Origin of the sequence: Paenibacillus sp. FSL R7-0216, assembly GCF_037969915.1 — a bacterium.
GTDB lineage: Bacteria > Bacillota > Bacilli > Paenibacillales > Paenibacillaceae > Fontibacillus > Fontibacillus rhizolycopersici.
In genome coordinates, this window is sequence record NZ_CP150222.1 from 5,028,027 (window position 1) to 5,046,018 (window position 17,992).

21 protein-coding genes and 1 riboswitch are annotated in these 17,992 nt (G+C 51.2%); of the genes, 12 read left to right on the forward strand and 9 right to left on the reverse strand.

Going from position 1 to position 17,992, the window contains the following annotated elements; all coding sequences use genetic code 11:
* Positions 1–15 precede the first annotated feature (15 nt).
* Positions 16–852: an alpha/beta hydrolase gene (locus MKZ15_RS23140; RefSeq protein WP_339818543.1), complete on the reverse strand. Its 837-nt coding sequence runs from the start codon at positions 850–852 to the stop codon at positions 16–18.
* A gap of 174 nt (positions 853–1,026) precedes the next feature.
* Between MKZ15_RS23140 and MKZ15_RS23145 the strand changes: the two genes are divergently transcribed.
* Positions 1,027–1,476 carry a MarR family winged helix-turn-helix transcriptional regulator gene (locus MKZ15_RS23145; RefSeq protein WP_339818545.1) on the forward strand — a complete coding sequence of 150 codons (450 nt, stop codon included), beginning with the start codon at positions 1,027–1,029 and terminating at the stop codon, positions 1,474–1,476.
* A 34-nt stretch (positions 1,477–1,510) separates the two neighbouring features.
* On the opposite strand, the gene MKZ15_RS23150 is transcribed toward MKZ15_RS23145, so the two are convergent.
* Positions 1,511–2,212: a MerR family DNA-binding transcriptional regulator gene (locus MKZ15_RS23150; RefSeq protein ID WP_339818549.1), complete on the reverse strand. Its 702-nt coding sequence runs from the start codon at positions 2,210–2,212 to the stop codon at positions 1,511–1,513.
* Between the two features lie 153 nt (positions 2,213–2,365).
* On the opposite strand from MKZ15_RS23150, the gene MKZ15_RS23155 reads away from it, so the two are divergent.
* The gene (locus tag MKZ15_RS23155; protein WP_339818552.1) at positions 2,366–3,244 is read left to right on the forward strand and encodes an alpha/beta hydrolase; all 879 of its coding nucleotides are present in this window, start codon (positions 2,366–2,368) and stop codon (positions 3,242–3,244) included.
* 59 nt (positions 3,245–3,303) lie between these two features.
* Here MKZ15_RS23155 and MKZ15_RS23160 read toward each other — a convergent pair whose 3' ends face one another.
* Complete coding sequence (locus MKZ15_RS23160; RefSeq protein ID WP_339818555.1) at positions 3,304–4,815, reverse strand: malate:quinone oxidoreductase; 1,512 nt, start codon at positions 4,813–4,815, stop codon at positions 3,304–3,306.
* A gap of 335 nt (positions 4,816–5,150) precedes the next feature.
* On the opposite strand from MKZ15_RS23160, the gene MKZ15_RS23165 reads away from it, so the two are divergent.
* From MKZ15_RS23165 to MKZ15_RS23175, 3 genes are read left to right on the forward strand one after another with little or no spacing between them, the layout of a single operon-like run.
* Entirely contained in the window at positions 5,151–5,633 is a 483-nt protein-coding gene (locus tag MKZ15_RS23165) for a DUF2975 domain-containing protein (protein WP_155604919.1), read from the forward strand.
* 13 nt (positions 5,634–5,646) lie between these two features.
* Positions 5,647–5,859, forward strand: coding sequence for a helix-turn-helix transcriptional regulator (locus MKZ15_RS23170; protein ID WP_155604661.1), 213 nt, complete (start codon positions 5,647–5,649; stop codon positions 5,857–5,859).
* Complete coding sequence (locus MKZ15_RS23175; RefSeq protein ID WP_339818559.1) at positions 5,849–6,673, forward strand: DUF817 domain-containing protein; 825 nt, start codon at positions 5,849–5,851, stop codon at positions 6,671–6,673. The genes MKZ15_RS23170 and MKZ15_RS23175 overlap by 11 nt, the downstream gene beginning before the upstream one ends.
* A 34-nt stretch (positions 6,674–6,707) precedes the next feature.
* Here MKZ15_RS23175 and MKZ15_RS23180 read toward each other — a convergent pair whose 3' ends face one another.
* The 3 genes from MKZ15_RS23180 to MKZ15_RS23190 all read right to left on the reverse strand — a co-directional run bounded on the left by MKZ15_RS23180 (position 6,708) and on the right by MKZ15_RS23190 (position 10,180).
* The gene (locus MKZ15_RS23180; RefSeq protein ID WP_339818561.1) at positions 6,708–7,613 is read right to left on the reverse strand and encodes a helix-turn-helix domain-containing protein; all 906 of its coding nucleotides are present in this window, start codon (positions 7,611–7,613) and stop codon (positions 6,708–6,710) included.
* Positions 7,614–7,694: 81 nt separating this feature from the next.
* Positions 7,695–9,074, reverse strand: coding sequence for an amino acid permease (locus MKZ15_RS23185; RefSeq protein ID WP_339818563.1), 1,380 nt, complete (start codon positions 9,072–9,074; stop codon positions 7,695–7,697).
* A gap of 133 nt (positions 9,075–9,207) precedes the next feature.
* Positions 9,208–9,288: riboswitch (glycine riboswitch) on the reverse strand.
* Positions 9,289–9,385: 97 nt separating this feature from the next.
* Positions 9,386–10,180 (reverse strand): SDR family oxidoreductase, encoded by a 795-nt coding sequence (locus MKZ15_RS23190; RefSeq protein WP_339818566.1) that lies wholly within the window; start codon positions 10,178–10,180, stop codon positions 9,386–9,388.
* A gap of 178 nt (positions 10,181–10,358) precedes the next feature.
* Here MKZ15_RS23190 and MKZ15_RS23195 point away from each other — a divergent pair, with 178 nt between their 5' ends.
* The 5 genes from MKZ15_RS23195 to MKZ15_RS23215 all read left to right on the forward strand — a co-directional run bounded on the left by MKZ15_RS23195 (position 10,359) and on the right by MKZ15_RS23215 (position 14,116).
* Positions 10,359–11,210, forward strand: a complete 852-nt coding sequence (locus MKZ15_RS23195) for a helix-turn-helix transcriptional regulator (protein WP_339818569.1) — start codon at positions 10,359–10,361, stop codon at positions 11,208–11,210.
* A gap of 35 nt (positions 11,211–11,245) precedes the next feature.
* Entirely contained in the window at positions 11,246–11,812 is a 567-nt protein-coding gene (locus MKZ15_RS23200; RefSeq protein ID WP_155604657.1) for a TetR/AcrR family transcriptional regulator, read from the forward strand.
* A 132-nt stretch (positions 11,813–11,944) separates the two neighbouring features.
* Entirely contained in the window at positions 11,945–13,066 is a 1,122-nt protein-coding gene (locus tag MKZ15_RS23205; RefSeq protein WP_213622422.1) for an ABC transporter permease, read from the forward strand.
* Positions 13,066–13,755, forward strand: a complete 690-nt coding sequence (locus MKZ15_RS23210; protein ID WP_213622423.1) for an ABC transporter ATP-binding protein — start codon at positions 13,066–13,068, stop codon at positions 13,753–13,755. The genes MKZ15_RS23205 and MKZ15_RS23210 overlap by 1 nt, the downstream gene beginning before the upstream one ends.
* Positions 13,756–13,786: 31 nt before the next feature.
* The gene (locus tag MKZ15_RS23215) at positions 13,787–14,116 is read left to right on the forward strand and encodes a heme oxygenase (RefSeq protein ID WP_213622424.1); all 330 of its coding nucleotides are present in this window, start codon (positions 13,787–13,789) and stop codon (positions 14,114–14,116) included.
* Between the two features lie 71 nt (positions 14,117–14,187).
* Here MKZ15_RS23215 and MKZ15_RS23220 read toward each other — a convergent pair whose 3' ends face one another.
* The 3 genes from MKZ15_RS23220 to MKZ15_RS23230 form a co-directional block, all read right to left on the reverse strand.
* The gene (locus tag MKZ15_RS23220) at positions 14,188–14,712 is read right to left on the reverse strand and encodes a DinB family protein (protein ID WP_213622425.1); all 525 of its coding nucleotides are present in this window, start codon (positions 14,710–14,712) and stop codon (positions 14,188–14,190) included.
* 105 nt (positions 14,713–14,817) lie between these two features.
* On the reverse strand, positions 14,818–15,789 hold the full coding sequence (locus MKZ15_RS23225) for a YafY family protein (protein ID WP_339818573.1): 972 nt from the start codon (positions 15,787–15,789) through the stop codon (positions 14,818–14,820).
* Between the two features lie 139 nt (positions 15,790–15,928).
* Positions 15,929–16,654, reverse strand: coding sequence for a 3-ketoacyl-ACP reductase (locus MKZ15_RS23230; RefSeq protein ID WP_339818576.1), 726 nt, complete (start codon positions 16,652–16,654; stop codon positions 15,929–15,931).
* A gap of 159 nt (positions 16,655–16,813) precedes the next feature.
* Between MKZ15_RS23230 and MKZ15_RS23235 the strand changes: the two genes are divergently transcribed.
* Together MKZ15_RS23235 and MKZ15_RS23240 are read left to right on the forward strand one after the other, a co-directional pair.
* On the forward strand, positions 16,814–17,188 hold the full coding sequence (locus tag MKZ15_RS23235; protein ID WP_213622428.1) for a MerR family transcriptional regulator: 375 nt from the start codon (positions 16,814–16,816) through the stop codon (positions 17,186–17,188).
* Entirely contained in the window at positions 17,185–17,946 is a 762-nt protein-coding gene (locus MKZ15_RS23240; protein WP_339818579.1) for an SDR family NAD(P)-dependent oxidoreductase, read from the forward strand. Before MKZ15_RS23235 ends, MKZ15_RS23240 begins: the two co-directional genes overlap by 4 nt.
* The last annotated feature ends 46 nt before the right edge of the window (positions 17,947–17,992 follow it).

The following is a 17,992-nucleotide window of genomic DNA, read 5'->3' on the forward strand; positions in this document are numbered from 1 at the left end:
TATTTCTTATTTTACTTATCCTTGAAGAAATTTCACCAACGCCGCATTAAATTCTTCCGCATGCGTCACGTTAAATCCGTGTGGGCCGCCTTTGACCACCACAAGCTGGCTGCCCGGAATTTGCTCGTGCGCTCGTTGGCCGCTAAACTCTACCGGTACAATCGCGTCCGAATCACCATGAAGGATTAAGGTTGGTACGTTGAATTTAGCCAGATCCCCTCGGAAATCCGTGTAGCTAAATGCAGCGATGCAATCCAGCGTCCCTTTCGGGGAGGCAAAGGCAGCGATGTCGCGGTTGTATAAGCGGAACGGTTCACTCACCAGGTCGGTTCGACCTCCAGCCGCGAAGAAATTCGTCGTGAAGTCGTCCAGGAAAGCCAGCCGATCCGTGAGTAAGCCGTCCTGGAATCCCTTGATGGCGGCGTCATCGAGCCCGCCGTCCGGGTTATCCTTGGATTTGTACAGGTACGGCGGAACCGCCCCAGCCAGAACCGCCTTGCTTACCCGCTGCGTCCCGTAGGTTCCGATATATCTAGCCACTTCTCCGCCACCCATCGAGAATCCGACCAAGGTGACATCGCGTAAGCCCAGATACAAGATCAATTGATGCAGATCAGCAGCAAAGGTATCGTAGTCATAACCGTTCCAAGGCTGCGACGACTGGCCGAACCCGCGGCGATCATACGTAATCACCCGGTAGCCGGCTTCCACCAAAGCAGGCACCTGCTTCTCCCACGATCTTCCGCTCAGCGGCCAACCGTGAATCAAAATCACCGGCTTCCCCGAACCTACATCCTCGTAATGAAGCTCCACCGGAATTCCATTCTCTTGACCAACCGTAACTTTTGCCATTGTTAATCCCTCCACGTTTTGTTTTTCAAAATTATATTGTGCAAAATATTTATATTCACATCTTACCCGCCCTCCGCAATATTGTCAACAATTAAATCGTAAGAAATATAGTTTCTTTTTCTTGCTTCTGTTATGATGTTTGTAAACTTACATTAAAGGCAATCGAGGTGCATCATGGAAACGAATGAGCCAAGCTTGAAGTTAGGGGAACATCTTTGTTTTTCGCTGTATGCCTGCTCCCGCGCCATCCTGCGGCTGTATCGCCCGTATTTGGATGAGCTGGAGCTGACCTATCCGCAATATCTGGTCTTGGTCACCTTGTGGGAGAGGGAGAAGAGCACCATTAAGGAGCTCGGAGAAGCGTTAGATCTGGATACCGGAACTTTAACGCCTTTGTTGAAGCGGATGGAAGCTGCGGGGCTAATCGAAAGACGCCGCGATTCCGCCGACGAGCGCGTGGTGAATGTGCTCATTACCCCGAAAGGCAAAGCGTTGCAAGAGAAAGCAGCCTGTGTTCCGCAGTCCCTGCTTGCTGCTTCAGATATGGAGCCTGAGGAGATAAACCGCCTAAACGAAACGATCATCCAATTGCTTCAGCAGGTGAACGCCTCGTCGAAGAAATAAACAACCCTCTTCCGTTCCTTCCCAGGCGCTCGAATTACGAGAGACATTGGATATAAGCCATCAGCTCTGCGATTCCTCGGTATTGGGTCGTGAGCTTCTGGTTTAGTTTCTCGAGAGCCACTTGGAAGGAACGGTCGACTTTGGATAAACGGAAGGCTTCCATGTCTTGCAAAATATCCCGCAGGTTCTCGATATAATAGATCGTTTTACGTAAACTGCTGATGACCAGAATCTTACGCAATTCGGGCACGGAGAATAGGCGATATCCGCTTTCCGGGTGCCGGGTCGAGGTGATCAGCCCCTCCTTCTCCCAATGCCGAATCGCCGAGGGATTCACCCCCGCCAGCTCTGCCACCTTCCCGATCGTCATCGCTTCGGTCAGCTTCCGGTTCTTATACGAACGGAAATCCGCCTGCCGGATCATGGTTAACAGCCCTTCCACCCTCTGCTTCTCTTCCTGGACCTGGTACAATTGATGATTGATCAGCCACAAGGCTTCCGTGACGCTGCCTTCTTTGATTCTTCGCATCACCTCATAAACGACAGGGATCTCATAACCGGCTAACAACGATCGAATGGTGATAAACGCTTGGATATGGACCTTCGTATAGATTCTATGGTTGCCCGCCGATCTCAAGACCTCTGGAATTAACCCTTGTTCTTCATATCGCCTTAATGTGGTTGTGCTTACGTTCAGCCGTTCCGCAATTTGTGCTGGCGTATAGACTTCCTGCATAAGCCCACTCCCTTTGCTTAAAGTAAAACCTTAAAGTGCTACGTTAACCTAGTGTCGTTATAATCATCATAACATCAGGCATTCGCGGCACAAAACCGAAAGATTGCATGAATGTTATATCCTGAAGGTATCACATGCAAGGGAGCGATTGGAATGAAACATCAGAAGCTTGTCACCTTAGCCGATGGTTCAACGTTGGAAGTCGGCCTAACCGGAAAAACCGGAGGCAAAACGATCATGCTGCCTATAGCCAAAAAATCCGCCTACGGACAAGAAGCGGAAAGCCTTAGGATATGGGGCGTTGATCCCGAGTTAGGCAAGCGCTTTGTAGAGGGCTTGTCCGATCAGTTTCAAGTTCTGCATTTTGATTATGAAGGGCATCGGTTTCAACACCCTGAGCCCGATCATTTGACGCCGGATCGTATCGTGCTCGATTTCCTGCGCATCGCCGACGAGATGCAGGTCGAAACCTTTAGTTACTACGGCTATTCCTGGCTGGCCCTAGCCGGCTTACAGCTGGCGATTCGGACGAACCGGCTGGAGAGCTTGATCATGGGGGGATTTCCGCCTTATGGAGGACCCTACCGAGAAATGTTGACCGTCACAGCCAAAACTCATGAACAAGCGCTGAGCCCCTCCCCGTCTTCAAAAGAACCCCTACAGGACTTCGGCAGCCCGGAAGAATTCGACTGGGATCAGGTTCAGGTGACACTCGATCCGAAGCAAACGAAGCAATTTTTGACCCTGTATCTAAGCTTGATCGATTTCGACGACACCTCCGTGCAGGAGAATATAACCCTTCCGAGACTTACCTTTGCCGGCGAAGCGGACTGCATCGTGTATGGCGAGAACTTTGGGAGTGTAACTGTCGATATCGCGGGGACATTACGCAAGCATGAACAAACGTTACGCCAGCTCGGCTGGGATGTGGCGATCTTACCGGGGAACGAGATGGACCATACGAAAGCCATGCAGCCTGACACTGTTCTGCCTGTGATCCACCCCTGGCTGGCCGCGAATTTATTAAACTAATGGAAAGAGCTAAGCTCGGCTTGACGCCGGCTTAGCTCTTCAACATGATGCAGAACAAATTATGATACCGAAACGGCTTGTGGCTTGGTTTCCGATAATCCAAGTGCCTGTGAAGTTGCTCGATGAACCGACTGGAAGAGGTCCGGATTTTCCGACAGCGAATAGCCAAATGAAGGAATCATTTCTTTGATCTTAGGCTTCCAGGTTTCATACTGCTGCGGGAAGCATTTCTCGATAACCTCCAGCATAACTTGCACCGCGGTCGAAGCCCCCGGGGAAGCGCCAAGCAATGCGGCTATCGAGCCATCGGCGGCACTGACTACTTCCGTGCCGAATTGCAGCGTTCCTTTGCCGCCCTCCACTGTATCCTTGATGACTTGCACCCGCTGACCGGCGACGATCAGATCCCAATCCTCGCTCTTGGCCCCCGGGACAAAGTCCCGCAGCTCCTCCATACGTTGTTCCTTGGACAACATGAGCTGCTGAACCAGGTATTTGGTCAGTGACATCTCCTTTACCCCGGCGGCCAGCATCGTCAGAAGATTATGCGGTTTGACGGAGGTGATGAGATCGAATAGAGAGCCGGTCTTGAGGAACTTCGGCGAAAAGCCGGCAAAAGGCCCGAACAGCAGCGCCTTCTGATTGTCGATGAACCGGGTGTCCAGATGCGGAACGGACATCGGCGGTGCCCCAACCGAGGCTTTGCCGTAAACCTTGGCATGGTGCTGCTCAACGACTTCCGGATTGTTGCACACCATAAACAACCCGCTGACGGGGAAGCCGCCGATCCGCTTCCCTTCCGGGATGCCGGATTTCTGCAATAAATGCAAGCTCCCGCCGCCAGCACCGATAAAGACGAACTTGGCGGTATGGCGCTGGGTCACGCCGCTGCTCAAGTCCTTCACTTTCAATTCCCACAACCCGTCCGGCATCCGCTTCAGCTTCTTCACGCTGTGCTTGTAACGGATATCCACGTCCTGTTCCTTCAAATGATTCAGCAGCATCCGCGTTAAGGTACCAAAGTTCACGTCCGTGCCCGAATCGATCTTCGTTGCCGCAATCGGCTCTTGGGCTTTTCGCTCTGTCATCATCAACGGAACCCATTCTCTCAGTTTCCCAGGATCATCGGAGAACTCCATCCCTTGGAACAGCGGATGCGAGGATAAGGCTTCGTAACGTCTTCTGAGGAATTCAACATTCTGCTCCCCACGCACGTAGCTCATATGAGGCAGCGGCATGATGAAATCCTGCGGATTCCGGATCAGATGGCGTTGAACCAGATAAGACCAGAACTGCCTTGACACCTGGAACTGTTCATTCACTTTAACCGCCTTGCTAATATCGACGGTTCCGTCCGGCCGCTCCGTGGTATAGTTCAACTCACACAACGCGGCATGACCCGTTCCCGCATTATTCCATTCGTTCGAGCTTTCCTCCCCTGCCCGGGCAAGTTGTTCAAACACTGTGATGTTCCAGTCCGGCGCCAATTCTTTCAGCAGGGTCCCTAACGTCGCACTCATAATTCCGGCACCAATCAAAATAACGTCTGTACTTGTTTGTCCGTGATTCATGTTTACCGTCCCTTATGCCCTTATTTTGCTGAAAGGATGTAAGCGCTCTCGAATCGCTCTCGCTACAAGTCTGGAGACGAGCCGGCCCACACCTTTTCCGTAATAATTGATTTGATTTAAGTGTAACAACAATAGTGAGGGATTGAAATATTAATTTCTAAGATATTTAATAATTGATTTTTTGAAGCCATCCAAAAAGAACTTATCAGGCACTCTTAACAAAAGTATCATTTCTCGATATATACATTTCATTTATTAATAAATATTTATTGATTATCGATAAAAAACATGCTAAATTAGCTTCGACACTATCACTACGCGAGGTGCTGTTAATGATGAAACGTGAACAAGGTTCTACCCTTTTCTTAAGGGGGGTCGTTTTCTTGATGGGGATCGCCATCCTTGCCGTATGCGTGATTGGGGTACCCACGATTGCCAAGGATTTGGTGGAGTATTATCCGCCGTTGATATACTTGACCCTGCTCACTGCCATGTACGCTTCCGCTATTCCCTTTTTCTATGCGCTATACCAGACACTGAGGCTGTTAAGTTATATCGACAAGAATACTGCCTTTTCTGAAGCCTCGGTGATGGCTTTAAGACGGATTAGAAACTGCGCCATCACCATCTGCATCTTATATGCGGTCATCTTGCCAGTCCTATTCATCATCGCGGAGAAGGACGATGCTCCGGGCCTCGCCGCTCTCGGATTGGTCATCTGCTTCGCTTCCCTCGTCATTGCCGTTTTTGCGGCCGTGCTGCAGAGGCTCTTAAGAAATGCTATCGACATCAAATCGGAAAACGATTTAACGATCTGAGGTGAGGGAACCCATGGGTGTAATTATCAATATCGACGTCATGCTGGCAAAACGGAAAATGAGTGTCACGGAGCTTTCGGAGAGGGTCGGTATCACCATGGCCAACCTCTCTATATTGAAAAACGGGAAGGCCAAAGCCATTCGTTTCTCCACCTTGGAAGCGATATGCAAGGCGTTGGATTGCCAACCCGGTGATATTATGGAGTACCGAAACGATGAGGAGTAGCCTGAGTCAATCCCTGAACAAAGGGGAGTTGCGCGTAGGTGAACGCCTTGATCATGCCCTTCGGCAGTTGGTGCGCTTCGGCTGGCAGCAGGCATTGTCCTGCGTGTTCCCTGTGGTGATTTTTGCATCGCTGGCTTTGACGCAGTTTCTTCCGCTGCCTTGGCTCCCCCGTTATGACTGGTTGCTGCTGATCTGCCTCGCCATGCAGGTCTGGATGGTTCGTTCAGGACTGGAAACCCGCGACGAACTGAAGGTCATCACGGTCTTCCACTTGATCGGCTTGGCGCTGGAGCTGTTCAAGGTTCATATGGGTTCTTGGGCGTATCCCGATGAAGGGTGGACAAAGGTAAACGGCGTGCCCCTCTACAGCGGGTTCATGTACGCCAGTGTGGCGAGTTATCTGTGCCAGGCCTGGCGACGTCTGAAGGTGGACCTGGTCCGCTTCCCCCCGCTCTGGTTGGTCGTCCCGCTGGCCGCCTCCATTTACCTGAATTTCTTCACCCACCATTATTGGATCGATGTTCGGTGGTGGTTGTCGGCGCTGGTGCTGCTCGTCTTCTGGCGGACCTGGGTCACCTACGAGGTTGGCGGCAAACTCTACCGGATGCCGTTATCCCTCTCCTTTGTGCTGATTGGTTTCTTTATCTGGGTCGCAGAGAATGTCGCCACGTTCTTCAGCGCCTGGAGGTACCCGAACCAATCCGATGGCTGGCATCTCGTCCATCTCGGCAAGATTAGCTCCTGGCTTCTGCTCGTCATTATCAGCTTCCTGATCGTTGCGGCATTGAAGCGGGTGAAGGGGCAACAGAAATAAGTAAAAGGCCATCCAGCAGGATGGCCTTTCCCCTTTATCCCTTCTTCTTAACCGGTCGCAGCACGGCATATCCGTAACCTTCCGGGTAATGCCGTTGATAGTCCTGCTTGAGCTCTTCATCCCATTCGTACCCCAGTTGGCTGGGATCAAAGTTCCAAGCAACCTCCTCCACCGCGCTCATCACCGCTCCGTTATCCTTTAGGTAGTCAAACGGCGGGTGGAAGAACACCAGGTATTCCGACTCCGGAATCTCCCGGCACTCCATTCCTTCCGGAATCGGTCCGTCATCTTCCAGGGGAACCGGGATGCCGTACAGATACCCTTTTTGGCCGTCCCGGTAAAACCACCCCGCCGTCTGCCCTAATTGCCCCTTCAGGGTATGGTTGGACATGCTTTCTAAGGTTCCGCTGACTTCGTCGCAGGAGTGCCCGTTCTCCCAGAAATCCCCGTAGTTGTTGACGGTCAAATCCCAGATCCCGATAAACTTATGGGCCGGAATGAACTCGACTTTGATATCCGCCGGCTGCAAGTGAATTTCACTCATGTGATCCCGCTCCTTGATCCAATAGTGATAAGGCGAGAATACTTCCTGACGAATCGCTAAGGGAATGGGTCTTGGCGCCTTTTGGTAGGCCGCAGGGGTGAGCTGAAAGGCTTTCACGAACGCTCTCGTAAACGCCTCCTGCGATGAAAATCCATACTTTACGGCGATATCCAGAACCCGCTGATCCGTGTCGCGGAGCTCCATGGCGGCACGGCTGACTCTTCGCGTCCAGATATAATCCCGCAAGGTCACCCCCGTGTACTGGTTGAACTGTCTGGAGCAATAAAACGGGGAATATCCCAGCGCGTCTGACATCTTCAATAGAGACGTATCTTCCGTGATGTGCGTCTCCACCCAGTCCACCATGCGTTGAACCGTCTCATTCCATTCGTACATGGAAGTCCTCCTCCTTTCACTCCGATCATATCACCGGTAAATCCTGCAAATTTGATTCGAGTTGCAAAGCTGGAACCGCCGTTATAGATGAGTTTGCTCTAAGGGTGTAGAGGTTGCCTGTTCCTTGCGCTTTCTCATCGCATGCAATACGAACAATAGAATGAACCATAGCGGAGTTAACAATAATGCCGGACGCGTCTCATCCGCAAACAACATAATCAGCAGGATCGCCGCAAACAACGCGAGAACGGCATAATTGATAAAAGGGGTAAACGGCGCTTTAAACTTCGACTTGGCCTGCAGCTCCGGTTGCGTTCGCTTATAACGAATATGGCACACGAGCACCACGCCCCACACCCATATAAAACAAATGGCGCTGATCGTCGTCACGATGCCGAAAGCCTGCCCCGGGATCAGTTTGCTTAACAACGCCCCGACGGAAATAACCAGCGTGGAAATCAGCAGCGCGTTCCCGGGCACATGGTTCTTGTTCAATTTGGCCATCCGGGAGGGGGCCTGGTCGTTCTTGCTTAAGTTGTACAGGATCCGGCTGGTGGAGAACATCCCGCTGTTACAAGCGGAGGCGGCCGAGGTCAACACGACGAAGTTAATGACCCCCGCAGCAATCGGAATGCCGACCAGACTAAACGTCTTCACGAACGGGCTCTCCGCCGGAGTCAGCCCGGTCCAGGGGTTAATACATAAGAGGGCGATCAAGGCGCCAACGTAGAAGAATAAAATTCGCAGCGGAATTTTATTGATGGCGGATGGGATATTTTTCTCCGGATCGGAGGTTTCTGCAGCGGATACCCCAACGAGCTCCACGCCAACATAGGCGAACACGACCATTTGGAAGGAAAGCAAGAAACCGGTTATTCCGTTGGGAAACAGCCCTCCGTGCCCCCACATATTCTTCACGGTTACGGCTCCAGCATCGGTCTTGAATCCGATGACCAGCAAAATCACACCGATGGCGATTAACACGAGAATCGTCACAACCTTAATCAACGCAAACCAAAACTCCAACTCGCCGAAATTCTTCACGGTTAACAGGTTAAGTCCCAGCAAAATAATCAAGCAAATCACCGCCGGCACCCATTGCGGGATATCAAACCAATATTGCACGTACACCCCAACAGCAATGACATCCGCCATCGCCGTCATGATCCAGCAGAACCAATACGTCCATCCTGTAACGAACGCGGCCCAGGGCCCAAGATAGTCTTCGGCAATGTCCGTGAAGGATTGATATCCCGCTTTCGATAACAGCAGTTCTCCCAGCGCTCGCATGACAAAAAATACGGCGATCCCCACAAGTAAATAGGCAAAAACGATTGAAGGGCCGGCCAGTTGGATCGCTTTCCCTGATCCTAGGAATAACCCGGTCCCAATCGTTCCTCCTATAGCGATCAGTTGAACATGTCGATTGGCTAAATCTCTCTTTAATTCTTGTTGCGCCACCCCTAACTCCCCCTTAATCCTTCATGATTGACTACATGTGAAATATTGAACAAATAACGCTAAAAAAAAGAGATTGGATGCGCTCCAATCTCCGGGTCATAAGAATAATAAATAACCTAAATAAACAATTATTTAGTACTCTTCTGTCCTTTTGCCTGAGATTGTGAACCCTTCGGCGCCGCGGAATCTCCGCAGTCTCTCCAGAAGCTGCTCCGACTATAGTGTGATCCATAGCCATCATAGCTTGCGAATTATTCAATTTTTTCAAATACTACTCGCGGATAAATATTTTGTCAATAACATTCCTTCCATCAGTTCTTCGGTCTTGTCATGCGTTCCATGATCAGGGCCACTCGGCGTCGGCTTACAAATCGGATCATTTGAGCCATAAACGAATTGGATCGACCCTCAATGATATAGCTGCGCCCTTGGTCAATCCCGCGAAATCCGGTCTGCACTACCTTTTCCGGTGTAGAGAGCTTGTTGCCTGCAGCCATGTCTGTACTGCCAACCGCATCGAAGAATCCTGTATCGGTTGCCCCTGGGCATAATGCAAGCACGCGAACGCCCCTTCCCCGCATTTCCGCCCACAGCGCTTCAGAGAACGAAATGACAAACGCCTTGGTTGCCCCATAAACGGCCGAATATGCACAAGGCATAAAGGCGGCCATCGAAGCCACATTCACGACGACTCCGTCCCCCCGCCGCAACATATGGGGCAGCAAACGATGCGTAAGATCGACTAACGACGCCGTGTTCAGCATGATTTCTTCCTGCTCACGACCCGGGTCGAGCTCCTCGAAGCGTCCATGTGTACCGAACCCGGCATTGTTGATCAAAATATCGACCGTCAAGCCCAGTTCGGCAATTTGATCGGCTAGTTGACGAGGCGCATCCGCTTGGGACAAATCGCATGCCAAAACAACCGCCTGCACCCCGTACTGACGTTTAATATCCCCTGCAATGGCCTCCAATTTATCCTGGGATCTTGCGACCAGCACGACGTGACTGCCCCTTGCCGCCAATTGTTTGGCATAAACTTTTCCGATCCCGGATGAAGCCCCGGTGACTAAGGCCAACTTATTAGAATATTCATACTTATTCATGAAATAACCCCCCTCCTAAGGACAACACTTCGTGTCTTCAATGATCTTCATCTTATCTTCACCAGGAGGAGGCCAGCCACATCATATTTATACTATTAATGGGATTACCCGGTAAAGGCGATCTCTTGTGGCAAGAGTCACGGAACTGGGACTATAATGGTCTTGGGGGGTGAAAAATGTGAATGTAAATCGGACCTCGTCCGCATTGGGGGAATTCATCAAATCCCGTAGGGAACGGCTGCAGCCTTCCATCGTCGGGATCAAGCCACTTCCCGGACGTAGACGTACCCCGGGCCTGCGAAGAGAAGAAGTCTCCTATCTCGCGAATGTCAGCTTAACCTATTATACTTGGCTGGAGCAAGGCAGAGAGGTTAACCCTTCACCTGAAGTGTTATTAAATATCAGCAACGCTTTGATGTTGGACGAAGACGAGCGAAAATATCTATTCGGCCTCGCCAATCTCGACCCAGCCAGCGCTGGAGTTGTGCACCATCGCGAAGGGGCGGATTTTAGTTTCATGCAAACCATCGTCGACCAAATGGTGTATCCCTCCTTCGTTACAGACGAAGGTACGGATGTCATCGCCTGGAATCGGGCAGCTAAACTGATTATCGCCGATTTCGGTCGTCTACCCAAGAACGAACGGTATATGCTGAACGTCCTTTTTTTCAGTGCGGATTACCGTGAGAGGCTGGTGAATTGGGAGGAATTTGTCCGATTCAGCACGGCTACGCTTCGGGCCAACTTAGATCTATATAAAGATCATCCGCTGTACATGGAAAGATTAGAACGTCTGAAACGGCACAGCGAAGAATTCTCTCGTTTCTGGGAGCTGTATGAAATAAAACAAAAGCGGGTGTCCACCGCATTATTTCGTCTTCTGGATACCCAGATGATGGAGTTTAAGGTCCATTCCGCCTCGATCGATAACAATCCGGGGATACATTGGTGTTTTTTTGTTCCCGTGCCTGGAACGGGTACGGAAGAAAATTTATTGCGCATGTTGGAGCAGGATAAGAAGGATAATTAAGCTTTACACCGCAGTGAAGAAAGGAGGAATGACCCATGGCCAGAAAACAATCCTACTCCCATTCGGAGCTGCTAGACCTAACGAAACGTTTGGTGCTGGAGCGCGGTTATGACGGGTTTAACCTCAAGCTGCTCTCGGAACACTTACCCGGTGCACGAAGTACGATCTATCAATATTATGCCAATAAGGATGAGATCATTGCAGCCTGCATGAAACGAAGCATTGGGGCCATCCTAGAGAAAGCCTCTGCGCTTGACGAAACCGACTCCATGCGAGCCCTTCAGGAATTGCTTAACATCTACCTCGAGGAGTTCCAGTTGCATCAGCTCTTAGCCGATGCGTACAAAATCAAAACAACCGCATCGGAGGCCGCCCGCAGGGATATCGAATATGTGGAATCCGCGCACGAGTTTCTTAAAGTCCAGCTCACCCGTCTGTTTCAGAAAGCCCAGCAGGAGAAGCACCTCAGAGAAGACATCCCCCTGCCTGTGCATGTCGGCATGTTCTTCAATCTCATCAACACGCCGAATATGATGAACGTTCCCGTCCCCGAGTGGAGCAGGATGCTGTTTCAAATATGGATGGGTGGGGCCAAGCAGTAAGGGCGAAGTCCTTCCATATTTTAATTTTGACACAGGTGTCAAAATGGTGTTTAATCAAGAGGTAGTCATTAAGCGATATCTGATATCCAATTTGACACTAGTGTCATAATACAGAGTGAGGAGCTGAATTACATGTTTTTAGCTATGAGAGAAATCATGCATAGCAAGCTGCGATTTTCGATGATTGTCATTATTTTTGTCATGATGGCTTGGCTGGTCTTTATCCTGTCGGGATTGGGGAACGGGTTATCTTCGCTGGCGGCGTCAGCGTTTAAGAATATGGAAGCCGATTATGTGGTCTTCGAGCAAGGCTCCCAGAATTCCATGAGTAAATCCCTGTTATCCGATCAGTTGGTAGAGGAAGCCGGGAAACTGCCGAACGTCATTGCGGCAGCTCCTATGGGAAGCACGATGGCGACGGCCCTGAAAGGCGATAGCACGAAGAATGACGATAAAGTCGATATCGCAATCTTAGGCATAGTTCCCGGCAGCTTCCTAGAGCCGGAGGTCATTGAGGGCGATAAGCTTACGAATGATCAACTAACTGGTGTCATCGTAAATGATTCGATGAAGGAAGAAGGATTTAAACTCGGAGATACGTTCAAATTGGACGGTTCTACAGAGGCTTTGACGATTATGGGATTTGTTGAGAATCAAACCTATAACCATCTGCCGGCCGTATTTATTCCGATGCCGGAATGGCGCAACATTGCATTCGCCGCGCCCGGCTCCGACAAAGGGATTGAAGGTCCTGTCAATGCCATCATGCTGCAGGGATCCAAAATTGACCCGGATACCATCAACGACAAGCTTGGGAATACGGACACCGTGACGCGTGCCAAAGCGGTACAGGGCATGCCGGGCTATAAGGAGGAGAATGGCACGATCCTCATGATGCTGGCCTTCTTGTTCGTCATCTCCGCATTTGTGTTGGGTGTATTCTTCTACGTCATGACGATGCAGAAAACGAATCAATTTGGCATTATGAAGGCGATCGGCGCAAAAAATGGATTCCTAAGCAAAGCGATCGTGTCGCAAGTGACGGTTCTCTCGCTTGTGAGCATTGTCATCGGGGTTCTTCTTGCGTATGGGACCGCGGCTATTATGCCTAAGGGGATGCCGTTCAAGCTGGAGACGAATCTCGTCGTGGTGTATTCGGTGGTCCTTCTGGTAATTGCGGTGCTAAGCTCCCTGGTATCGGTTCGCAAAATCACAAAAATTGATCCGCTTCAAGCGCTTGGGAGGGTGGAATAATGACAACAGGTTTGGAAATCAGCAAGGTATCGAAATATTATGGCGAGGGAAGCAACAAGGTCACCGCTTTAGAGCAAGTATCGATCTCCGTCGAGCCAGGTGAGTTCGTCGCTGTAGTCGGCCCGTCCGGATCCGGGAAGAGCACCTTTTTATCGATTGCCGGGGCATTGCTCAAAGCTTCCGAAGGAGAAGTTCGTTTAAATGGACAACCGATTTCGACATTCTCCGATAAAGAGCTGTCCAGTGTTCGGTTGAAGGAAATCGGATTTATTATGCAGTCCTCCAATTTGGTCCCCTATCTTAACGTTCTTGATCAACTTCTCATAGTAAAGAAGATGGCGGGCAAGATAAAAGCAGAGGATCGAGCATTCGCTGTTAAGCTGCTGGAGGAACTGGGACTCGGGTCGAAGCTGAAGAGCTTCCCGGAAGAGCTCTCTGGCGGCGAGAAACAGCGCACCGCGATTGCGCGGGCGTTGATGAATCATCCCAACGTGATTTTGGCCGACGAACCTACAGCCAGCCTAGACACCCAGCGGGCGCATGAGGTCGTCAATCTGATCTCGCATCAAGTAAAGACGCGCAAGATTGCGGCGATTATGGTCACCCACGATGAGCGCATGCTTGAATACTGCGATAGAGTGTATCACATGGAAGATGGCAAGCTGCTGCTAGCTGAACGGGCGAAATAAACGAATCCATGAGAAAAAGGAGAGGTTAAAGATGATCGTCATCACGAACCGAATCAAAGTCAGAAAAGGGATGGGTGCCGTCATGGCTCCAGGTTTCACGGCCTCCGGACCGCTAGACCAAACGAAGGGCTTGGTGAAAGTTGAGGTTCTCTTGGCACAACACGAAGATCATGATGAGCTGAATGTGAACATGCATTGGGAGACCATGGAGGATTTCACGGCTTGGAGAAACAGTGATAGCTTCAAGGAGGCGCATAAACGTCCGGAACCCGGTGCCGGTGCCGAGCAAAAGGAATCCCCGATTCTCGACAGCCAACTGATCACTTATGAAGTGGCCTCTTTGAAAGAAAGAACGAAATAACTTCAATATCTCGGCATACGAAGACGGAAAACCAGCCCATTCTGAATGGGCTGGTTTTTTTTGCTTGATGGTTAAAGCGACGGCGTTCCCGCCTGCCGCCCCAGCAAGAAGAACAAATAATCCGTAGGGACGCCGGCATACCCTTGCTGCCGCAGCATCGCGGTCACGTTCCCCCGGTGATACGTCCCGTGATTGACCACATGATGCAGAATATCGGAGAAACGCGTATCCAGGCTGCCATATTTCGGGTGGTGGATCGTCATCGCCATATCCGGGTCGGGCGTATGCTGCAGCAGATCGCGGAACCGATCGGCGACGCCGGCGAACAGCTGCCGTATTTCGCCTACGGACTTGCCTTTCGTTTCCTCTGACCAGATCGGCATTTTCGGAAAAATGTCCTCGCTCGGAACGCCCTCAAGCACGGACAGATAAAGCTGATCGAACAGGTAAATATGTCCCAACGCCTGAGCCACGGACGGGAATACGCTCGTCACATCCGCATGGAATACCTCCTCCGGAAGCTGCTCCAAATGAGTGAACAGTTGGTCATTCGCCCAAACATGATAGTTAAGCCATTGATCCGAAGGTCTTTGCATGGATCGTTTCACGCTCCTTGTCATTGTCGTCGTTAGGCTGCCGCTTCCGCTGAAGCCGTGTCTCTATCATATACCGGGTTCCATGACAAATGCTGTCAGCGAAGATCAATCGGTTTCATCCAAGTAATGTTTGGCGATGCCGGAGGCGGTCTCCTGAATTCTGCGTTTCAACTCCGGCGGTTCAAGGACTCGGATGGCCGTCCCGAACGTGATGAGATACTTCGGAAGGTACTTGTTCATCGTCGGAACGTCGAGCGCAAAGCACGCCTCCCGGTCGGTGCGTTCCGTCAAATAGTGGCGTAGATGCCAATGGCTGCACACCTCGTTGAGCCTGTCCGGTAATCCTTGGATACGAACGACGACCAACGGCCCTTCCGCTTCCCGCCCCTGCTCGGTCTGGTCGCGGAAATAATCGGATGCCGAGAAGCCTTCCGGTTTTTCAAACTGCCCCTCGGTCGGCTTTAATCGCTCGATGCGGTCCACGCGGAACGTCCGCATCGCATTCGACCGTCGGCAAAACGCGACCGCGTACCATTCGTTCCGGTCAAAAGCCAACCCGTACGGATCAACGTCGCGTTCTTCCTCCCGCTCCGAGTTGGCCTTGCGGTACACGATGCGGACCGTCCGCCCCTCTTTCGCCGCTTGCTCCAAGTCCCGCAATGCTGCGATCAAGAAGGGAGGGCGCGCCGGAGATATCACGTCAAATCCGCTCGTTTGCGCCGAAAGATCCTGACGCTGCTCTTCATGCAGGCTGTTCTCCACCTTCTTCAACGCGCTTTCCAGCTCTTCCGTAAACGGATATCCGGCGCCCTGGGCAAATTTGTACGCGTCGACAAGCGCCTTTAGTTCTACCGAGTTGAAGAACAAGGGCGTTTCCTTGAAGCTGTCCAGAATGTGGATGCCTCCGTCGTGGCCCGATTCCGCAACGACCGGCACGCCGCTGGCGCATAAAGCATCGATATACCGGTACACGGTGCGGACGCTGATCTCCAGGTTGTCTGCGATCTGGGCCGCCGTAAGCTTCCTGCCGAAACGCAGCATCCATAACATGGACAACATATTATCCCATTTGGCCACGAGGCGGGCCCCCTCTTCTCGTCGTATAACCTCATGTTCGCATATTCGCTGCCAGCAGATCAACCGTTCCCCTACAAAAAAACAAAAAGCCCACAAGGGGGCTTCCTGTTTATGAGCCTAATAACGCTGGCTCCACCGCTCAAAACGGGTTCGTCGCAATGAAGCTGGCCGTCTTCACATAAACGCGTTGACTAAGTTTCAATTGGCTGACAATAAATTCTGCCAGATCTTCCGGTTGAACGAACTTGGAGTCGTTATTGTCCTTAATCAAATTCAGCTCAAGGGCCAAATCGGTTGCCACTGTGCTTGGTGTTAAAGCCGACACCCGGATGTTATTGCGGCGAACCTCCTGAGCAAGGGACTCCGTAAACCCGATCACGGCGAATTTCGAGGCGCTGTAGGCGCTCGAGGTCGCTGCCCCGTTCAGTCCATTCGTCGAGGAGATATTGATGATATCTCCGCTATTTTTTTCGACCAGTTGAGGTAGTACCGCTCGGGTCACGTAGTATGTACCCAATACATTCGTGTCGATGATCCCCTTCCATTCGGCCGGGTCCATCTCCAGCACCGTCCCAAACGTAGCAATTCCCGCGTTATTGATCAAAATATCCGCTGGGCCCAGCTCGTTCTTCAACGTTTCAACGGCCTTCTCCACTTGTTCTTTCGAGGCAATATCGGCCGCTGCATAAGCGACCTTGACTCCAAACCCTTGCAGTTCGGCTGCGACCTCTTTCAATGTCGACTCCGTTCTTGCGATTAAACCTACGTTTACGCCTTCTTTGGCTAAGGCCACGGCTGTTGCTTTCCCGATCCCTCTAGCTGCGCCTGTGATGATCGCGACTTTACCTTGTAATGATTGTGCCATTTCCCTTGGCTCCTCTCTTTGGGGTCTTTCACTCCTCCCCTATTATACTGTAACCGAGCAGGCTGACGTAAATGCAAACGAACTTGTTGACTTAAACCATAGTTTAAGTCGTATCATAGTCATGTCGACAAGAAACCTTAGATTCGGGGGCCTCCAATCATGAAGTATTATTCCATTGGCGAAGCTTCAGCAACCTACGATATTCCGGAATCCACCTTGCGTTACTATGAGAAAAAAGGACTGCTCCCGTTTATCGAACGGGACGAGGCGGGCAGACGCTTATTTTCAGAACGTCAATTGGCGCTGCTTCAAATCGTGATTTGCCTCAAGAACACCAACATGCCCATCAGCGGCATTCGGCAGTATATGGAATGGGTTGTCGAAGGGGATGCCTCCATCGAGAACCGGCTTGAGATGCTGGTGAACCACAAGAAGAAGGTGACGGAAGAGATCGCTTTGATGAACGAGCACTTGCTGGGGATTGACGATAAAATCGAACGTTATCAAAAACAACTTGAGGAGGAAAGCAAATGAAGCTTTCAGAAAATACGATATTGATTACCGGCGGCGGCTCCGGGATCGGGTTGGCTTTTGCGGAAAGATTCGCGCAATCCGGTAATACCGTCATCGTGTGCGGCCGACGGGAGAGCGTGCTCCAGCAAGCCCGGGAGCAAGTGCCCGGCTTGATTACCCGAGCCTGCGACTTGGAGGTAGAATCCGATCGCGTGGCGCTGTTTGACTGGGTGACAACGAACTATCCGGACGTGAACGTGCTGGTCAACAATGCCGGCATCCAGCTGCGATATAACCTGCTGAAAGCAGATGCGAGAGACCACTGGCACGACTATGGCAAGGAGGTGACCACGAATATCGAGGCGCCTGTCCATTTGTCCATGTTGTTCGCTCCGTATTTTGCGAAGAAAGAAACCGCTGCGATTCTTAATGTCACCTCTGGGCTGGCGTTTACCCCCTTTGCGATTGCCCCGGTTTATTCGGCTACCAAAGCGGCGCTTCACTCTTTCACCGTCAGCTTGAGACATCAATTGTCCGATACATCGGTTGAAGTCATTGAAATTGCTCCGCCCGCGGTGAACACGGATCTCGGGGGGTCTGGATTGCATACGCACGGAGAACCGCTGGATGCCTTCACGGATGGGATTTTCAAGGGCTTAGCCGAGGGAAAGAAGGAGATTGGATACGGCTCGTCAGCAGAGCGTTTGCGCATGTCCCGGGACGAGATCGACGAATATACGGAAAAGCTGTATCAAGCCACGAAGGACTCGATAGAGTAATGGGGCGAGTGCGCAAAAATGAAGAAGCCGCTTCCGGTTGAAGCGG